The sequence below is a fragment of the Hyphomicrobium sp. DMF-1 genome, assembly GCF_027886585.1.
In the GTDB taxonomy this organism is placed as follows: domain Bacteria; phylum Pseudomonadota; class Alphaproteobacteria; order Rhizobiales; family Hyphomicrobiaceae; genus Hyphomicrobium_C; species Hyphomicrobium_C zavarzinii.
Map to the genome: position 1 here is coordinate 2,546,130 of NZ_CP115706.1, position 16,243 is coordinate 2,562,372.

At 64.0% G+C, this 16,243-nt stretch carries 17 protein-coding genes; 7 read left to right on the forward strand and 10 right to left on the reverse strand.

Annotation, left to right across the window (positions count from 1 at the left end; translation table 11 throughout):
* The first annotated feature begins 94 nt into the window (after positions 1–94).
* On the forward strand, positions 95–1,627 hold the full coding sequence (locus PE058_RS11555) for an arylsulfatase (protein WP_020087804.1): 1,533 nt from the start codon (positions 95–97) through the stop codon (positions 1,625–1,627).
* A gap of 73 nt (positions 1,628–1,700) precedes the next feature.
* Here PE058_RS11555 and PE058_RS11560 read toward each other — a convergent pair whose 3' ends face one another.
* Positions 1,701–1,919, reverse strand: coding sequence for a hypothetical protein (locus PE058_RS11560; protein ID WP_020087803.1), 219 nt, complete (start codon positions 1,917–1,919; stop codon positions 1,701–1,703).
* 301 nt (positions 1,920–2,220) lie between these two features.
* Complete coding sequence (locus PE058_RS11565) at positions 2,221–3,180, reverse strand: autotransporter outer membrane beta-barrel domain-containing protein (protein WP_156827573.1); 960 nt, start codon at positions 3,178–3,180, stop codon at positions 2,221–2,223.
* A gap of 599 nt (positions 3,181–3,779) precedes the next feature.
* On the opposite strand from PE058_RS11565, the gene dusA reads away from it, so the two are divergent.
* Both dusA and PE058_RS11575 read left to right on the forward strand, forming a co-directional pair.
* Entirely contained in the window at positions 3,780–4,790 is a 1,011-nt protein-coding gene (dusA, locus tag PE058_RS11570; protein WP_271028452.1) for a tRNA dihydrouridine(20/20a) synthase DusA, read from the forward strand.
* 14 nt (positions 4,791–4,804) lie between these two features.
* The gene (locus PE058_RS11575; protein ID WP_271028453.1) at positions 4,805–5,701 is read left to right on the forward strand and encodes a sulfite exporter TauE/SafE family protein; all 897 of its coding nucleotides are present in this window, start codon (positions 4,805–4,807) and stop codon (positions 5,699–5,701) included.
* Here the strand turns inward: PE058_RS11575 and PE058_RS11580 are convergent.
* The 6 genes from PE058_RS11580 to PE058_RS11605 all read right to left on the reverse strand — a co-directional run bounded on the left by PE058_RS11580 (position 5,689) and on the right by PE058_RS11605 (position 11,121).
* The gene (locus tag PE058_RS11580) at positions 5,689–6,000 is read right to left on the reverse strand and encodes a hypothetical protein (RefSeq protein ID WP_271028454.1); all 312 of its coding nucleotides are present in this window, start codon (positions 5,998–6,000) and stop codon (positions 5,689–5,691) included. The two genes, PE058_RS11575 and PE058_RS11580, sit on opposite strands and share 13 nt — an antisense overlap.
* Positions 6,001–6,061: 61 nt before the next feature.
* A complete protein-coding gene (locus tag PE058_RS11585; protein WP_020087798.1) occupies positions 6,062–7,561 on the reverse strand; it encodes a phosphomannomutase/phosphoglucomutase in 1,500 nt (499 codons plus the stop codon).
* Between the two features lie 262 nt (positions 7,562–7,823).
* Entirely contained in the window at positions 7,824–8,387 is a 564-nt protein-coding gene (locus PE058_RS11590; RefSeq protein ID WP_020665395.1) for a retropepsin-like aspartic protease family protein, read from the reverse strand.
* Positions 8,388–8,439: 52 nt separating this feature from the next.
* Entirely contained in the window at positions 8,440–9,147 is a 708-nt protein-coding gene (locus tag PE058_RS11595; RefSeq protein WP_020087796.1) for a retropepsin-like aspartic protease family protein, read from the reverse strand.
* Positions 9,148–9,201: 54 nt separating this feature from the next.
* A complete protein-coding gene (locus PE058_RS11600) occupies positions 9,202–9,369 on the reverse strand; it encodes a DUF1289 domain-containing protein (protein ID WP_020087795.1) in 168 nt (55 codons plus the stop codon).
* Between the two features lie 123 nt (positions 9,370–9,492).
* Entirely contained in the window at positions 9,493–11,121 is a 1,629-nt protein-coding gene (locus PE058_RS11605) for a sensor histidine kinase (RefSeq protein ID WP_020087794.1), read from the reverse strand.
* Positions 11,122–11,372: 251 nt separating this feature from the next.
* Between PE058_RS11605 and PE058_RS11610 the strand changes: the two genes are divergently transcribed.
* From PE058_RS11610 to PE058_RS11620, 3 genes are read left to right on the forward strand one after another with little or no spacing between them, the layout of a single operon-like run.
* Complete coding sequence (locus PE058_RS11610; RefSeq protein WP_020087793.1) at positions 11,373–12,116, forward strand: MBL fold metallo-hydrolase; 744 nt, start codon at positions 11,373–11,375, stop codon at positions 12,114–12,116.
* Between the two features lie 35 nt (positions 12,117–12,151).
* Entirely contained in the window at positions 12,152–12,823 is a 672-nt protein-coding gene (locus PE058_RS11615) for a uracil-DNA glycosylase family protein (protein ID WP_271028455.1), read from the forward strand.
* A gap of 52 nt (positions 12,824–12,875) precedes the next feature.
* Complete coding sequence (locus PE058_RS11620; protein WP_020087791.1) at positions 12,876–13,367, forward strand: Lrp/AsnC family transcriptional regulator; 492 nt, start codon at positions 12,876–12,878, stop codon at positions 13,365–13,367.
* 12 nt (positions 13,368–13,379) lie between these two features.
* Here the strand turns inward: PE058_RS11620 and PE058_RS11625 are convergent, their stop codons facing one another.
* Both PE058_RS11625 and PE058_RS11630 read right to left on the reverse strand, forming a co-directional pair.
* Complete coding sequence (locus PE058_RS11625) at positions 13,380–13,775, reverse strand: MAPEG family protein (protein WP_020087790.1); 396 nt, start codon at positions 13,773–13,775, stop codon at positions 13,380–13,382.
* A gap of 145 nt (positions 13,776–13,920) precedes the next feature.
* Positions 13,921–14,808, reverse strand: coding sequence for an NAD(P)-dependent oxidoreductase (locus PE058_RS11630; RefSeq protein WP_271028456.1), 888 nt, complete (start codon positions 14,806–14,808; stop codon positions 13,921–13,923).
* A 99-nt stretch (positions 14,809–14,907) separates the two neighbouring features.
* Between PE058_RS11630 and PE058_RS11635 the strand changes: the two genes are divergently transcribed.
* Positions 14,908–16,152: a threonine ammonia-lyase gene (locus PE058_RS11635; RefSeq protein WP_020087788.1), complete on the forward strand. Its 1,245-nt coding sequence runs from the start codon at positions 14,908–14,910 to the stop codon at positions 16,150–16,152.
* The last annotated feature ends 91 nt before the right edge of the window (positions 16,153–16,243 follow it).

Below are 16,243 nucleotides of genomic sequence, written 5' to 3' on the forward strand. Positions count from 1 at the left end.
AGGCATGTAGACGAGGTGACACTTTGACTTTCACGGTCACGGGGTAACCAACGTCAACGGGGGAGGAGAAGCAAACAGCCGGGAGTAACGCGTAATGGCTAAGGATCCGAAAGGCGCAAGCGGCAAGAAGCCAAATTTCTTGATCTTGTGGGGCGACGACATCGGCCAGTCGAACCTCAGCATTTATACCAGAGGCTTGATGGGCTATCGGACCCCGAATATCGACCGCATTGGCGAAGAGGGCGCACTCTTCACCGACTACTACGGCGAGCAGAGTTGCACGGCTGGCCGCGCCTCCTTCATCACCGGTCAGTGCGGCTTGCGAACCGGACTCACCAAGGTGGGCATGCCGGGCGCTGAACTAGGTATGCGCGCCGAGGATCCGAACATTCCGGAACTCCTGAAGCCGCTGGGATATGTCACGGGGCAGTTCGGCAAAAATCATTTCGGCGACAAAGACGAGCATCTGCCAACCGTGCACGGTTTCGACGAGTTTTTCGGCAATCTTTATCACTTGAACGCCGAGGAAGAGCCAGAGAACCCGGACTATCCTAACGAAAAAGACTTCCCCAACTTCAAGAAGAAGTTCGGCCCGCGCGGAGTGCTGCATTCATGGGCCGACGGCAAGGGCGGACAGAAGATCGAGAACACCGGCCCGCTCACTATAAAGCGGATGGAGTCGGTCGACACAGAATTCCTCGCAGCCGCGAAGGATTTCATCAAGAAGGCCGTCAAGGACGACAAGCCGTTCTTCGTCTGGTTCAACACCACGCACATGCACTTTCGCACACATATCGAGGACCGAATCCGCGGGCAGTCCGGGCGCTGGCAGTCGGAGTATCACGACTGTATGATCGAACATGACAAGCATATCGGACAGATGCTTGATCTGCTCGACGAACTCGGTGTCACAGACAATACCATGGTCATGTACTCGACCGACAACGGTCCGCACATGAACTCGTGGCCAGATGCCGGCATGACGCCGTTCCGGAGCGAAAAGAACTCAAACTGGGAAGGTGCCTACCGTGTGCCGTGCCTCGTGCGCTGGCCCGGCGTCATAAAGCCCGGCACGGTGGTCAACGACATCGTCGCTCACCTCGACTGGCTGCCCACCATTGTCGATGCGGCCGGAGATCCGGACATCAAACAGAAGCTGCTGAAAGGCGGCGTTGAAGCCAACGGCAAGAAGTTCAAGTCTCATCTGGACGGCTTCAGCCTGATGCCATTCTTCACCGGCAAGGCGAAGAAGCCAGAACGCGAGGGTTTCCTGTATTTTACCGATGACGGCGATCTCGCCGGCCTTCGCTTTGACAATTGGAAAGTGGTGTTCGCCGAGCAGCGTGCGCCGGGCACGCTGCGAATTTGGGCGGAACCTTTCGTGCCGCTCCGTGTCCCCAAACTTTTCAATCTGCGGATGGATCCCTACGAACGCGCGGATATCACGTCCAATTCCTATTATGACTGGCTGCTGAGCCGCGCATTCATCTTGGTCCCCGCGCAGGCGGGCGTGGCGGAATTCCTGAAGAGCTTCAAAGAATTTCCGCCTCTACAGAAAGCGGCGAGCTTCAGCATTGACCAAGTGATGGACAAGATGAAGGAAGCCGTCGGGGGTGGGATGCACTAGCCGCCACGCACGGACGGGCGGCTGGAGCGACCCCGCCGCCCGTTTATTCCTGAGGCACGCAATGACGTGCGATCTAGAACCTGCGCAACGACAGCATGTCGAGGGCGTGTGCGATCGACGCGAACGGTTTGCTGCACCGCTCGTGATACTCGCCGCTAAGCCCGTCGAAGCCATACGGATCGGTGTCAAAGTGGAGGCGAACGCTGCGCTCATCCTTCAAGATCGGCGCCTTGCAGTGCGCGCACCAAGGCCCGTGCGGCTCCTCGCCGCCAAAGGCTCCGTCAAGAGGCATAAGATTTTCCCCGATATTCCAGTGTTTCCTATAGGTTGGCATAGCGGTGCGCTTCATCCAAGGTCGATTTGGTCACAGGCACACCGAAAAATTGAGGACGTGAAAATGGAGTGACCAACTGAAGTCACCGCCTTATCCACTTGCACGGATTTACGCCTCCGCTTTTCCGCCACGTCCTTTTACCCCTGATCTGCCGCTGCTTTCTCGCCGTCCGAAGTGTGTCGTCGCAGTGTCCGCAAAAAAGCCAGCCTCCCGGACAGGAGGCTGGCTCGAATTTGCGACGCAGGCGATGCGCGGCTGCCTATTTAAGGGGTGCGGCTTCCGCCCGGTGGTGGCCGAAGAGATCGAACTGGAGGATCGCGCGTGCACCGGCGTCTTCTGAATCACCGCTTCCACTGTAGAATCCGCTTACGCCAAGCATGGCGCTGTCGCCGATGAGCACGTTGAGGCCCGCTTCGACCTTTCCGAATGTCTCATCCTGGAAGACGTTGAATGTCTGGCCTGCGGCGACCGAGTCGATCGTGCCCTTGTAATCCACGAGTTGGTCGATGGAGACCTTCACAAAGGGGTTGTAAACCACGCCATCGCGCGGCAGCAGTGCAAAGAGGCGGAGGCTTGCGCCGAGGCTCCAGTAGCTCTGCTCTTCCTCTCCGTATGCAAAGCCGCCGCTGTCGACGTAGGCGTCTGCGCTGCTGTCGATTCGCGCGATGCGCACTGCCGGGTCGAGGTAGACAGAGCTGGTGGTGACTGTCTGCGGAGTCTTGGATGTGTAGCCTTCTCCGCTCAGCGTGAACACACGGCCGATCTCGGTGGCGGCAAAGAAGCCGTCAGTATCGAAGCTGCCGCTGTCGCCGACGATGTCGGTCAGGCGGGCCTCGCCCCACTTATAGCCGACGACGCCAGTGGCGTGCCAGGCGCCGTTCACGTAGCCGAAGTTCACGCCCAGGCTATTCTCGTCGGTATCCTGGCGCGCGACGACGAACGGCGCGGCGCCGGGGAAGTGGAGGATGTGGTCGGTGTCGGACCACGAGCGCGTGTATTGCACGCCAACTACGAGTTGCTCATTGGCGCTGAGGCCGAAATACTTGCTCACGTCCTGAGCAGCCCAGGTCATGGCTGTAATCGTATCCGTCTCCTGGGCCGCTGGAGCGAAGCCGGCGTTGATATTGGAGCGCCAGGGATCATGCGACGAGGAATGGTAGGTGACCTGCGGATCGAGCAGCAGGAACATCAGCAGCAGCGACTCGAAGGGATCGGCCACGCCGGGCATTCTGAAGAAAGACGGCAAAAATGCCGCCGAGGGCGTCGCCATCAAGGAGAGCGCGCACGCCGCACCCAGAAATGAGGACGCAATTTTCCGCTTCGGCCGGCCCCCTGCGGAGTTCAACACTCCAATCTCGCAATCTGACGTCATCCCAGTATCCCTTGAGCAAGTAAATATTAACGGCTGCAAGAGGGCTACGATTCGGAGTGTGGTGCGAAGGCGTGATAATACTCTGTTCGGTGATTTTCTGTTCAGAGTTACGAGATCACCACAATTTGTTTGTTGACTGACTATGTGGTGGAATGGGCTGAGCGCAGCGAAGGAGGCCAGCGGCTCGGCGCGCGGCAGCCCGGCTGGCGTACCATGCCGGAGGGCGGGCGCTTAGTGCGTGCGCGGGTGCAGCTTCGCCCTCCTGCATCACTCGCCGCGAGTGGCGCTGCGTTTCTTACCCTTCTCCTGCATCCCGCGCGTAACCACACCCTGCACCTCCATCTCCGCAATCGTCGGCGCGGCATCGGGTCCAATTTCTTGGGCTTGGCCACACAACGTTTTGCGGGGTAAATGGGGCTCTGCCAGAGACTTGGCCCGAGGCTCTTTTGAACGACCGATCTCACAGGTTCTGCATCGCTCCGATGATGGATTGGACGGACCGGCATTGCCGGTTTTTCCATCGCATTCTGTCGCGGGAGGCGCGGCTCTATACGGAGATGGTTACGGCGGATGCCGTGATCCATGGCGACCGGGAGCGGCTGCTCGGGTTCGGGGCGGAAGAGCATCCGATCGCGCTGCAGCTCGGGGGCTCCGATCCGGCAAAGCTCGCCGAGGCCGCGGCCATCGGGGAAGCGTTCGGCTACGACGAAATCAATCTCAACGTCGGGTGTCCTTCGAGCCGCGTGCAGGACGGGCGTTTCGGGGCGTGTCTGATGGCGGAGCCGGCGCTCGTTGCCGCGTGCGCTGCCGCGATGCAGGCGCGTGTCTCGATCCCCGTCACGGTCAAGTGCCGGATCGGGATCGACGAGCAGGATGGGGAAGCGGATTTCACGCGCTTCGTCGAGACCGTGTCCGCTGCGGGCGTTCGCATCTTCATCGTGCACGCGCGGAAGGCGTGGCTGCAAGGGCTCTCTCCGAAAGAGAACCGGGAAATTCCGCCGCTCGACTATGGGCGCGTCTATCGGCTCAAAGCGGCGCGGCCGGATCTCACCATCGTCGTCAATGGCGGAATTGAAACGCTCGACGCATCGGCCGGGCATCTCCAGCACGTGGATGGCGTGATGCTCGGGCGCGCGGCTTATCAGACGCCCTATCTGCTGGCGGAGGTGGATCGCGCTCTGTTCGGCTCGCCGGAGCCCGCCGTGTCTCGCGGCGCGGCGCTTGAGCGTCTTCTGCCTTACGTGCAGGCGCATCTTGCGGACGGCGGGCGGCTCAATTCCGTCACGCGGCACATTCTCGGGCTCTATCACGGCCAGCCGCGCGCGCGGCTGTTCCGCCGCCATCTCTCCGAGCACGGCGTCGGCGAGGGGCCGGGGCTCGACGTGCTTGTCGAGGCGATCGCGCTGGCGGAAGGGACGTCTTCCGCGCGCAAACGCGATGCCGTCGCGGCAGAATAGGGGCGCTCTCCCTCATGGACATGGATCTTGCGTTGGCGCACGGCGAACTCGCCTGGCTCGTGGTCGCGCTGCTCGCGGCCGGATTGATCACGGGCTTTCTCGCGGGCCTGCTCGGGATAGGCGGGGGCGGCGTGCTGGTGCCGATCCTCTACGAGACGTTCACGTTCCTGCATGTGCCGGACGACATCCGGATGCACATGGTGCTTGGCACCTCCTTCGCGGTGATCGTGCCGACGGCGATCCAGTCCTTCCGCGCCCATCGCGCCAAGGGGGCCGTGGACGAGGGCGTTCTCAAGCGGCTCGCGCCTTATGTGATCGGCGGTGTGCTCGCCGGGATCGCCCTTGTTTCCAGCGTGAGCGGTGTGGCGCTCAAGTGGGTCTGGATCGTCTGCGCGGGGTTCCTCTCCCTCAAGATGGCGCTGGGGCGCGAGGACTGGCGGCTCGCCAACGATGTGCCGGACAATTGGCTCGTGCGGTTCGCCGCGTTCGCGATCGGACTCGTCTCGACGCTGATGAGCATCGGCGGGGGTATGTTCCTTGTGACGATGTTCACGCTCTGCGGCTGGTCGATCCTGAAGGCAGTCGCTACGTCCAGCGGATTTGGGCCGCTGATCGCCATCCCGGGACTGCTCGGCTATGTGTGGGCGGGCTGGGGCAATCCGGAGCTGCCGCCGGTCTCGCTCGGCTTCGTGAGCGTGCTCGGTGCGGCGATCATCATCCCGATGAGCGTGCTCACCGCACCGCTCGGCGTGCGCGTGGCGCACGGCATCTCGCGGCGCAAGCTCGAACTCGCGTTCGCGGCGTTTCTCTTCACGGTCGCGATGCGGCTTCTGATCTCGGTGGTTGACGCGCAACCCGTGCGCTCGAAGTGCCTGACCGGATTGGCTCGACAGATAGGTCAGGCGCTCTGATCGCGTACGACCGCGGCGTAGTAGAGGACGAAGACGAGCGCTGAGACGAGCGAGGTGGCGATGAGCAGGAAAGGCTGGTCGCGTCCGTTCGCTGCCAGAGCGGTTACGCCGAGGACAAAGGCGCCGATGACATAGGTGAAGGCGAGCGCGGCAATCCGCGGCGCGCGCCAGTTCACGTCTCCGGTGATCCCCCACTGCATGGGCCATGAACCTTCGGCCGGTGTCGCGCCGTACGCCCAAAGACCGCCGCCAGCAATGGCGAAGGCGCACACCGCAGCCGTAATATTAGCGATCAGCATCGTTGCAAAGCTCCGCGGTTGGGCGAGTAATGTCGCCTCACGAACGGGGCCGTGCAAGGGCTCAGATTTTTTGATTGTACTCGCCCACCTCGGGAAACTTCGCGAGGCGCGCTTCGATATCGCGGAAGATGGCGATCTTGTTTTCCTCGGACACCGGGCTCTCGACGACGATCACGAGCTCCGGCTTGTTGGAGGAGGCGCGGACGAGGCCCCAGGTGCCGTCCTCCAGCGTGACGCGCACGCCGTTGACGGTGACGAGGTCGCGGATCTTCTGGCCTGCCACGGTGCCGCCCGCCTTGGCGAGGGCCTCGTAGTCGGCCACGACGCGCTCGACGATGCCGTACTTCTTCTCGTCGTCGCAGTGGGGCGACATGGTGGGGGACTGGTAGGTCTTCGGCAGCGCGCGGCGGAGATCGGCGATGGTCTGGCCCTGGGCGCGATCGAGCATGTCGCAGACGGCGAGGGCGGCGACGAGGCCGTCGTCATAGCCGCGGCCGAGCGGGGGCTGGAAGAAGAAGTGACCGCTCTTCTCGAAGCCGACGAGAGCCTTCTGCTCGAAGGTGTAGCGCTTCATGTAGGAGTGGCCAGTCTTCCAGTAGAGCGTTTTCGCACCGGCGGCCTGGAGCACGGGATCGGTCATGAAGAGACCCGTGGATTTCACGTCGGCCACGAACACCGCGTTCGGATGACGGGCGGAGATGTCGCGCGCCAGCATCACGCCCACCGTGTCGGCGAAGATCTCGTGGCCTTCGTTGTCCACCACGCCGCAGCGGTCGCCGTCACCGTCGAAGCCGAGGCCGACGTCGGCCTTGTGCTTCACCACTGCCTCGGCGATGGCGTGCAGCATCTTCATGTCTTCGGGGTTCGGATTGTAGCGCGGGAAGCTGTGGTCCAGCTCGGCGTCGAGCGGGATCACCTCGCAGCCGATGGCTTCCAGCACCTTGGGCGCGAACGCGCCGGCCGTGCCATTGCCGCAGGCTGCCACCACCTTGAGGCGGTTCTTAAGACGCGGACGATCGGCGAGGGCGGCCATGTAGCGCTCTGCGAGATCGGGCACGAAAATATAGCGGCCGCCATCCTGCGGCTCGAGGTTGCCGGAGAGAACGATCTCCTTCAGGCGGCCCATCTCGTCGGGGCCGAAGGTGAGGGGGCGGGAGAGCCCCATCTTCACGCCCGTCCAGCCGTTGTCGTTGTGGGAGGCCGTCACCATGGCGACGCCTTCCACATCGAGCGCGAACTGGGCGTAGTAGGCCATGGGGGACAACGCGAGGCCGATGTCGTGCACCTCGAAGCCGCCAGCGAGAAGCCCGGTGATCAGCGCCTGCTTGACGGAGGCGGAGTACCAGCGGAAATCATGGCCGACGACGATGCGCTTTTTCACACCGCGCTCCTCGAAGAGCTTCGCCATGCCGAGGCCCACCGCGTTGAGGCCCATCAGGTTGATCTCTTGCGGGAACAGCCAGCGCGCGTCGTACTCGCGGAAGCCGGTTGGCTTCACCAGCGGCAGGCGTTCGAAATCGGCTGTGTTGGGGACGAGATCGGCGCGGGGTTTCGGAAACATCGAGTGACCTTTGTTGGGATCGGCGGAGCTTCGCGGCGGTGAGGCAGGTACAGTGTCTATCGGGGGCATTGCCGGCGTGTGTCTTCATTGCCAGTGCGTGTCTGGCCGGCGAGGGTCTTGGGACCGGAATACGGCGAAAACGCGTGCAGTCTGACAGGCGTCCGTATACGGCGCCGTTTATGCACCACAAGCCCAGGGCATTGCCAGCGCACGGCGCGGCTTCAATGCGTGAAGCTTAAAATCGTTTCCTGACGAGGCGCGGCTATTCGACCAGGACGAGACGGCCCTGGCGGATGTCCACGCGCTCAAGCTCAGACAGAAAGCTCATGCCGAGCAGGGTCTTATTCAGGCGTCCGCGCTCGCAGACGGCGGCGCGCACGTTGCGTACGGTCACCCGGCCGATGCTGACGCGATCGAGCGTCACGGGTGCCACGGCGGCGACCCCGTTGGCGGTGCTGACGCGGTTGGTGAAATCGGAGGGCTTGAGGCGGATGCCGGCGCGTTCGGCGTCCTCGTATGTCAATGCAACCATGGAGGCGCCGGTGTCGACCATGACGTCCAGGGCGCGTCCGTTGATCTCGGCGGTAGCGTAGTAGTGGCCGTCGGGGCCTGCTTTCAGCTCCTCCGTTCCGTTGCGGGCGGGGAGGGGCTCTGCGGACGCCTCCGTTTCCGGGGTGCTCCCGTCGGAGGCCGGGATGCCGAGAGCGCCGTTCATCACGGTGCGCAAGGTATCGTAGTGGGTGACGCCGGCGATCAGGATGAAAGCCGCAGCGCCCCAGCTTGCCAGTTCGCCGAGTAGGGACCGTGTGCCGGACGACAGGGCCATGGATTGCGCTCCGGTGCGAAGCGCCAATCCGGCGCCTCAAGGACCGGCCACGTCAGCCCCGGAGGGTGAGGAAATCGCCGGAAAACTCATAGGATCGCAAACGCTTTAAGAAACTCATACCGAGCAGGTTCTCGGACAGCGCGCCGGGCTGGGCGACGAGGGCCTCGACGTCACGGATCTCGAGGGGGCCGACGGAGACGGCCTTGAGGCGCACGGGGGCGGCGTAGGTGGTCCCGTTCGCGGTGGAGACAGGCGCGGTGAAGGACAGGGACTTGGTGTCCACGCCTGCCCGCTCGGCGTCGGCCGGTCTCAACACCACCGTGGAGGCGCCGGTGTCGACCAGAAGCGAGAGGCTCACGCCGTTGACAGCGCCGCGGGCGACGAAGTGGCCGTTGTCGTGACGGCGCAGGCGCACGGCCTGCTCGCCGGTCGGCGCGTTTTCCACGAGCAGCGAGTGGCCGGGGGGCAGAACCTCGCCCGCCACGCGGTAGGCGACCGTCTTCAGCTCCTCGCGGTAGGTGTAGGCCACGATGAGGCCAAGCGCGATTACGATCCAGGTCGCGGCGTGGCGGACAGCCTCGCGCCGCTTGCCCTGGTAGTCGCCGCTCATCGTCGAGAGATAGAGCGCGGCCAGCGCCAGCCCGGCCACGATGTAGGCAGCATTGTCGCTGGCCGCGGCGGCAAAGGAATCGGTGTCGCCGCTCAAAGCCCAGTAGAGCGCGACGAGGCCCGCAAGGATGGCGATGAGAATGGCGAGCATGTCAGGTTGTTTCCCTGGCTTGGCGGTGCCTGATCCTGCGCCTCATCCGGTGTGCTAACCGTTGACGTTCGCGCGGCGCTGCTTCAGCGCCTGCATGATCGTGCGGCGCTCCGCGTCCGAATAGGACGACCAGCGGGCGATCTCGTGGCGCGACCTCAAGCAGCCGTCGCAGAGGCCGTCCTTCGGGTTGATGACGCAGACCTTGATGCAGGGAGAATCCATGAACGCCTCGTCGGCGGCTCCGTAATTTTTCGGCTTCCGGTCAGCAATTTAAGCAGTCCCGGCGGCGGCCTCAATGGCAGGCGGGCGCGGCAAACGCGCCTTTTTGCGGCCGTGTGCCGGATTTCAGGCGACGCGGGGTGGGCGCGGGGTCGGTGTCGTGGTTTTGGGCGGCATGCGAAGGCGTGGCTGGCGGCTCGACGGCGGCGGGGCCACCTGGCGGTGGCGCTCGGCGCCGAGAGGCTGAAGCGGGGCCACGGTCGCAAGCACGCGCTTCGGCGGCAGCGCCACGCAGACGTCGGTTCCCTTGCGCAGCTCCGAGCGCAGATCGAACGTGCCGTCGTGCAGCTCGATCAGGCTCTTGACGATCGGAAGGCCCAATCCCGTGCCGCCTTCCGCGGTCTCGTGAGCCAGCGAGCCCTGGCCGAATGCCTGGAGCACTTTCGGGATCTCGTCCTCCGGGATGCCGGGGCCGGTGTCGCGCACGGAAAGGAACTGGCCGCCTTCTGGTGTCGGCGCGACGGTGATCGTGACCGTTCCGCCCTTCGGTGTGAACTTGATCGCGTTGGACAAGAGGTTGAGGCAGATCTGGCGCATGGCGCGAACGTCGACCCAGACCTGGGAGAGGTCCGGTGCGATGTTGAGGTTCACTTGCAGGCCCTTGCCGCTTGCCCGGAGCGCGAGAAGGCGCTGGCAATCCTCGGCGATGTCGCCGAGGTGGGCGCGCTCCTCGGCCAGCTCGTAACGCCCGGCCTCGATGCGCGAAAGATCCAGGATCTCATTGATGAGCTGCAGGAGGTGGCGTCCGCTGTCGTAGATGTCGCGCGAGTAGTCGCGGTAGACGGGCGTCGTATGCTCGCCGAACAGCTCGTCCTTCATCACCTCGGAGAATCCCATGATGGCGTTGAGGGGCGTTCTCAGCTCATGGCTCATGGTGGCGAGGAAGCGGGACTTCGCCTTGCTTCCCGCCTCAGCGCGCTTGCGTGCCTCGTCGCTTACGAGCTTCTCCTCGTCGAGCTCCGCGATGAGGATGTCCTTCTGGGCGCGGAAGGCGAGCATCTGAAGGGTGGTCTGCTGGAGACCCTTGGCGAGGAACACGAAGTAGATGTGCACGCCGACGGCCATGGTGGCGAGCGCGTAGTAGAACGGCTCGTCCAGCATGAGGAGGCGGGCGGAGACGGCGAGCGTCATCGGGATGGTGCCCACGTAGAGCAGGCTCATCATCGTCGAGGTGAAGGTCATGCGCACCGCGAGCAGCACGATCAGCGATGCGAAAATGAAGACGTGAGAGGAGAAGACGGCGGATTGCGCGGCGGGCGCTGCGCCCTGTCCCTCCATGCCGACGAGCGCGAAGCCGGCCCACACGAGGCCGCAGAACAGCTCCGCGAGGATGAAACGGCGCCGCCAGACGCGCAGGTCGCTGTCGGGGCGGGCCTGAGCGACGAAGCGGCGGCAGAGCTCGAGCAGGGCCACCTTGGAGGTGATGACCAGGATCAGCCACAGGCAGCCTTGCTTCCAGGGCGCCCAGAACATGGAGGCGAGGGAGAAGATGGCGGCGAGCGCCCAGATGGTGACGGCCGCGCTCAGCTCGTTGCGCGCGAACATGCTCATCAGCTCGAACTCGAACTCGGGCTTGATGTCGGTGCCGCGGGTCAGGCGGTCGCGCGCGGCCTTCACGTCCTCGTCCGTGCGCTTACGGGCGGCGTGGCGCTGTCTCAGCTCAGCAAGAATTTCTGTTCTTGTCTCTTTGTCCATGCTTCCGCCGTGCAGGGTTTCACGACGGCCAAATGCCCGCAATGCCGCCCGAATTTTCGGGACCTTGTCGCGAGACTGCCGAGGGTATAGGTCGTGGGTCTGCCCACCGCTACTGTCCCCAGAATTCGCTAACGATGGGTTTATCCCCGCGGCATTCTAGGCCGCTCCGTCTGTTCCCAAGGGAACAGGCGAGCAGGGCGCGGCGCGGTTAGATGGGAGATTGAACTGCCAATGCGCGTGCTGGAGCGGGCATGAAGCTTACAATCATCGGATCGAGCGACGCCTTCGGATCGGGAGGGCGTCTGCAAACCTGCTTTCACGTGTCGTCTGGCGCCGGGGAGTTCCTGATCGACTGCGGGGCCACCTCGCTGACCGGAATTTTTAGGCAAGATATTGATACGAATAATATTTCTACGATATTTATCACGCATCTGCACGGCGATCATTTCGGTGGTCTGGTCTGGTGGCTGATCCATGCGCTGCATGTTGCGGGGCGAACGCGTCCTTTGACCGTGGCCGGGCCCAAGGGGCTCGAGGAGCGCTTCAAGGTTGCGGCGGAGGCGCTGTTTCCTGGGTGTACGGCCACCCCCCGGCGGTTCGAGCTTACTTTTGTCAGCTATGAGGATTTTACGCCCCTTACGGTCGGCGGGGTGCGGGTCACGCCGTTCGTCGTCAGCCATCCCTCGGGGGCCACCCCCTATGCGCTGAGGTTCGAGGTCGACGGCAAGGTGCTGACGTTCTCCGGCGATACGGAATGGGTGGAGACGCTCATTCCGGCGGCGAACGGGGCCGATCTCTTCATCTGCGAATGCTTCGCTTTCGAGGCTCCCGCCCGCTATCATCTCAACTGGCGGATCATCGAAGCCAATCTGGACCGGCTGGGTGCCAAGTCCGTGATGCTCACTCATCTCGGGCCTGAGGCGCTGGCCAACAGAGAGGCTATCCGCCATCCCAAGGTCAGCATCGCGGAGGATGGTCTCCAGCGCGAGATCTGATCCGGCACAACAGTCTCAAGCAGGAAGGCAATCGCTTGAAGCCAGCGCTCGGCCGGCTGGTGGGTGAAATCCGTCGCTGCCGCCAGTGTATCGAAGCTCCGCTCGGCGCGCCGCTTCCGCACGCGCCGCGCCCGGTGCTGCGTGTCAGCCAGACGGCGCGCTTGGCGGTGGTGGGGCAGGCGCCGGGGACTCGCGTGCACGCTTCTGGCGTTCCTTTCAGTGATCCCTCCGGCCGGCGTCTCCGCGACTGGATGGGTGTCACCGATGCCGAGTTCTATGACGAGGCGCGCATCGCCATCATCCCCATGGGCTTTTGCTTTCCGGGACAGGACGCGGCGGGCGGAGACCTGCCGCCCCGGCGTGAGTGCGCGCCGCTCTGGAGGCCCCGGCTTTTCAAGCTGTTGCCACAACTCGAGCTGGTGCTGCTGATCGGGATCTATGCCCAACGCTGGCATCTGGGTCCGGAGGCCGGGCCCAGCCTCGGCGAGACGGTGCGGGATTACCGCCGTCATCTCGGGCGGCCAGGCCTGCCCCGCTTCCTCCCGCTTCCCCATCCGTCCTGGCGCAACAACGCCTGGCTCAAGCGCAATCCGTGGTTCGAGCAGGACCTGGTGCCGGAGCTCAGGCGGGAGGTCGATGCCTTGATCCATGGGAGTAGTAAAATTACTCGGATTAATTCGCTTGACCATGGCGAGGGAACAAACTGATCTTGCGGAAAGTCTTTATTCGGAAAATCCATTCCAGCCGATTGGTCTCCCCATGCTCGACGACATGGACGTCAAAATTCTTTCGATCCTGCAGGAAGACTGCACGAGGCCGGTTGCGGAGATCGGAAAAGAGGTCGGGCTTTCGACGACACCCTGCTGGCGGCGCATCCAGAAGCTCGAGGAGCTGGGTGTCATCAAGCGGCGGGTTGCGGTGCTCGATCCCGTCAAGGTCAATGCTGGCGTGACGGTGTTCATCTCGATCAAGACGGACAAGCACAGCTTGGCTTGGCTCGAGCGGTTTCACGCGGCGGTTGCGGACTTTCCGGAGGTCGTCGAGTTCTATCGCATGTCCGGCGAGGTGGATTACCTGCTGCGGGTGGCGGTGCCAGATATCGCGGCCTACGACGTGTTTTACAAGAAGCTCATCTCGCACGTAGAGATCGCCAAGGTGTCCTCCGCGTTCGCGATGGAGGAGATCAAGCACACGACCGCGCTGCCGCTGACCTTTGCCCGGCCGCCGATGGAGAAGAAGCGCAGCGGTTGAGGCGCGGCGCTCCTACACAACCAGATTGATGCCGGCCAGCACGAAGCAGGTGAGCGCCGCGAGGCCGATGGTTATCAGCGTCAGCCACATGCCCATGACGCGAAGCTTCAGCACGTGAGGCGTCTGCGAGAGCGCGTAGGCGTGAATGTAGCGCCCCGCCACGAACGCGGCGCCGAGCGCATGGAGCGCGATGGACGGCGCTTTGAGGCTTTCCGCGAAGGCGAGCAGCAAGAGCCCGATGGGCACATACTCGGCGAAGTTCGCATGAACGCGCGCGCGGCGCAGCAGCTCCGGGCTTTCTCCGTGGCCGATCTCGACGCGGGCCTCCCGGCGCTGGGCGATCACCCGCGCGGTGAGGAGAAGGAACAGAAACGCCAGTAGCGAAGCGTAGAAGGCCGTGATCGGCATCGCGTCACCCTATCGGAGGTTGCCCGGGAGCCGTTGCGAACGGCCCGCTCACACCAATCCGGAACTAAGGCGATTTGAGGCCCCAGGAGCGTGCGGCCGGGTTCCCTCGGATCACACGCTCCAGTTTTTTGAGTGGTGTCGTTTTTCAGGTGCCGGGCCGCGTGGAGGGCAGGCGCGCGATAAGGCTCGACGTGTCCCAGCGGCCGCCCCCTTTGTCCTGGACTTCGGCGTAGTAGCGGTCCACCAGCTCCGTGACTGCGAGCGTCGAGCCGTTCCGCTTCGCTTCGGCGAGGCAGATGCCGAGATCCTTGCGCATCCAATCCACGGCGAAGCCGAAATCGAAGCGGCGCTCGTGCATGGTTTTCGAGCGGTTTTCCATCTGCCAGGACTGGGCTGCGCCTTTCGAGATGGTGTCGATCACCGACCCCACGTCGAGGCCGGCGTTCTCGGCGAATGCGATCGCCTCCGAGAGGCCCTGCAGCAGTCCGGCGATGGCGATCTGGTTCACCATCTTGGCGAGCTGGCCGGAGCCTGCCGGTCCCATCAGACGAACCGCCTTCGCGAACGCGCGGATGACGGGATCGGCTGCCCGGAATGCCGCCGCGTCGCCCCCGCACATCACGGTGAGCTGCCCGTTCTCCGCACCGGCCTGTCCTCCAGACACCGGCGCGTCGATGAAGGAAATGCCCTGCTTCTGGGCCGCCTCGTGGAGCTCGCGGGCGACGTCAGCGGACGCCGTGGTGTGATCGACGAAGATGCTGCCGGGGCGCATGGCCCCGAACGCGCCATCGGGGCCAGTTGTGACCGCGCGCAGGTCGTCGTCATTGCCCACGCAGGAGAAGACGAAGTCTGCGCCTTCCGCGGCGGCGGCGGGCGTGGCATGGCGGGTTCCGGCGCCATAGGCCGCGACCCAGGCTTCCGAGCGGGCTCCGTTCCTGTTGTAGACCCGAAGCTCGTGGCCGCCCTTCGTGAGGAGATGCCCTGCCATGGGGTAGCCCATGACGCCCAAGCCGATCCATGCCACTTTGGCCATTCGCTTCGATCCTTGTCTCGTTCCAGGCAGCCGTTGTATCGAATTCCGCACCGGCCTCAAACCCTATCGGGCGGCCGCGTTTCTCAAGGCAAGGACCTCATGGCCGATACCCCGGATACTGAACTTCCCGTCACCCTCGAGGACGTACGGCGGGCGGCCAAGATTATCGATGGCGCCGTCGTGCGCACGCCTTGCGACAGAAGCCGGACGCTGGGTCACGATCTCGGCGCGGATCTATGGCTCAAGTTCGAGAACCTGCAGTTCACCGCATCCTACAAGGAGCGTGGCGCGCTCGTCCGTCTCTCGGCTCTCTCGCCCGAGGAGCGCAAGCGGGGCGTCATCGCCATGTCGGCCGGAAACCACGCGCAGGGCGTTTCCTATCATGCGGGGCGGCTCGGCATTCCCGCGACGATCGTGATGCCGGAAGGCACGCCCGCGGTGAAGGCGGAGAACACCAAGCGCTGGGGCGCCCATGTCATCCTCGAAGGCAAGACGCTGGAAGAGGCCGCGCGTTTCGCCCGCGCCTACGGCGAGGAGCACGGGCTCGTGTTCGTGCATCCCTACAACGATCGCCTCGTCATCTCGGGGCAGGGGACGGTCGCGCTGGAAATGCTCGACGCGGTGCCTGATCTCGAAGTCCTGATCGTGCCGGTCGGTGGCGGCGGGCTCATCTCCGGCATGGCGGTCGCCGCGAAGGCGATCAAGCCCAGCATCGAGGTGATCGGTGTCGAGGCCGCGCTCTACCCGTCGATGTACAACAAGATCAAGGGCACGCACCTTCCGACGCGGGGCGATACGCTGGCCGAGGGCATTGCCGTGGCAGACCCCGGTCTCATTCCTGCGAGCATCATCAGCAAGCTGGTGGACGATATCGTGCTCGTCAGCGAGACCGATCTCGAGCGCGCGACGTTCGCGCTGCTGATGATCGAGAAAACTGTTGTCGAAGGAGCGGGTGCCGCCGGGCTCGCCGCCATGATGGCCGACAAGCAGCGCTGGAAAGGCCGCAAGGTCGGGCTGGTGCTGACAGGGGGCAACATCGACCCGCGTCTGCTCGCAAGCGTGCTGACGCGCGAGCTTGCGCGCGAGGGGCGGCTTTCGCGGCTGACGATCGATATTCCGGACCGGCCCGGCGAGCTGTCACGCGTTGCGGGAGTCGTCGGGCAGGCAGGCGCCAACATCGTCGAGGTCTATCACCAGCGCGTGTTCACGGATCTGCCCGCGCGGGGAACGGAATTGAACCTCGTCATCGAGACGCGGGACCGTTCGAACCTCGAAGGCGTGCTCGCGCGGCTCGAAGCATCGGGCTATCGCGTGGTGGTGAAGAGCAGCCAGGCGACGTCTTAGGAGGTCACCTTTCTCCGGCGCGGAGGCAAGGGTCTTCTCCAGCAGGGCCAAGGCTTCCGAGAGCGGGCGGGCTTGCGGTTTCAACGTTGCG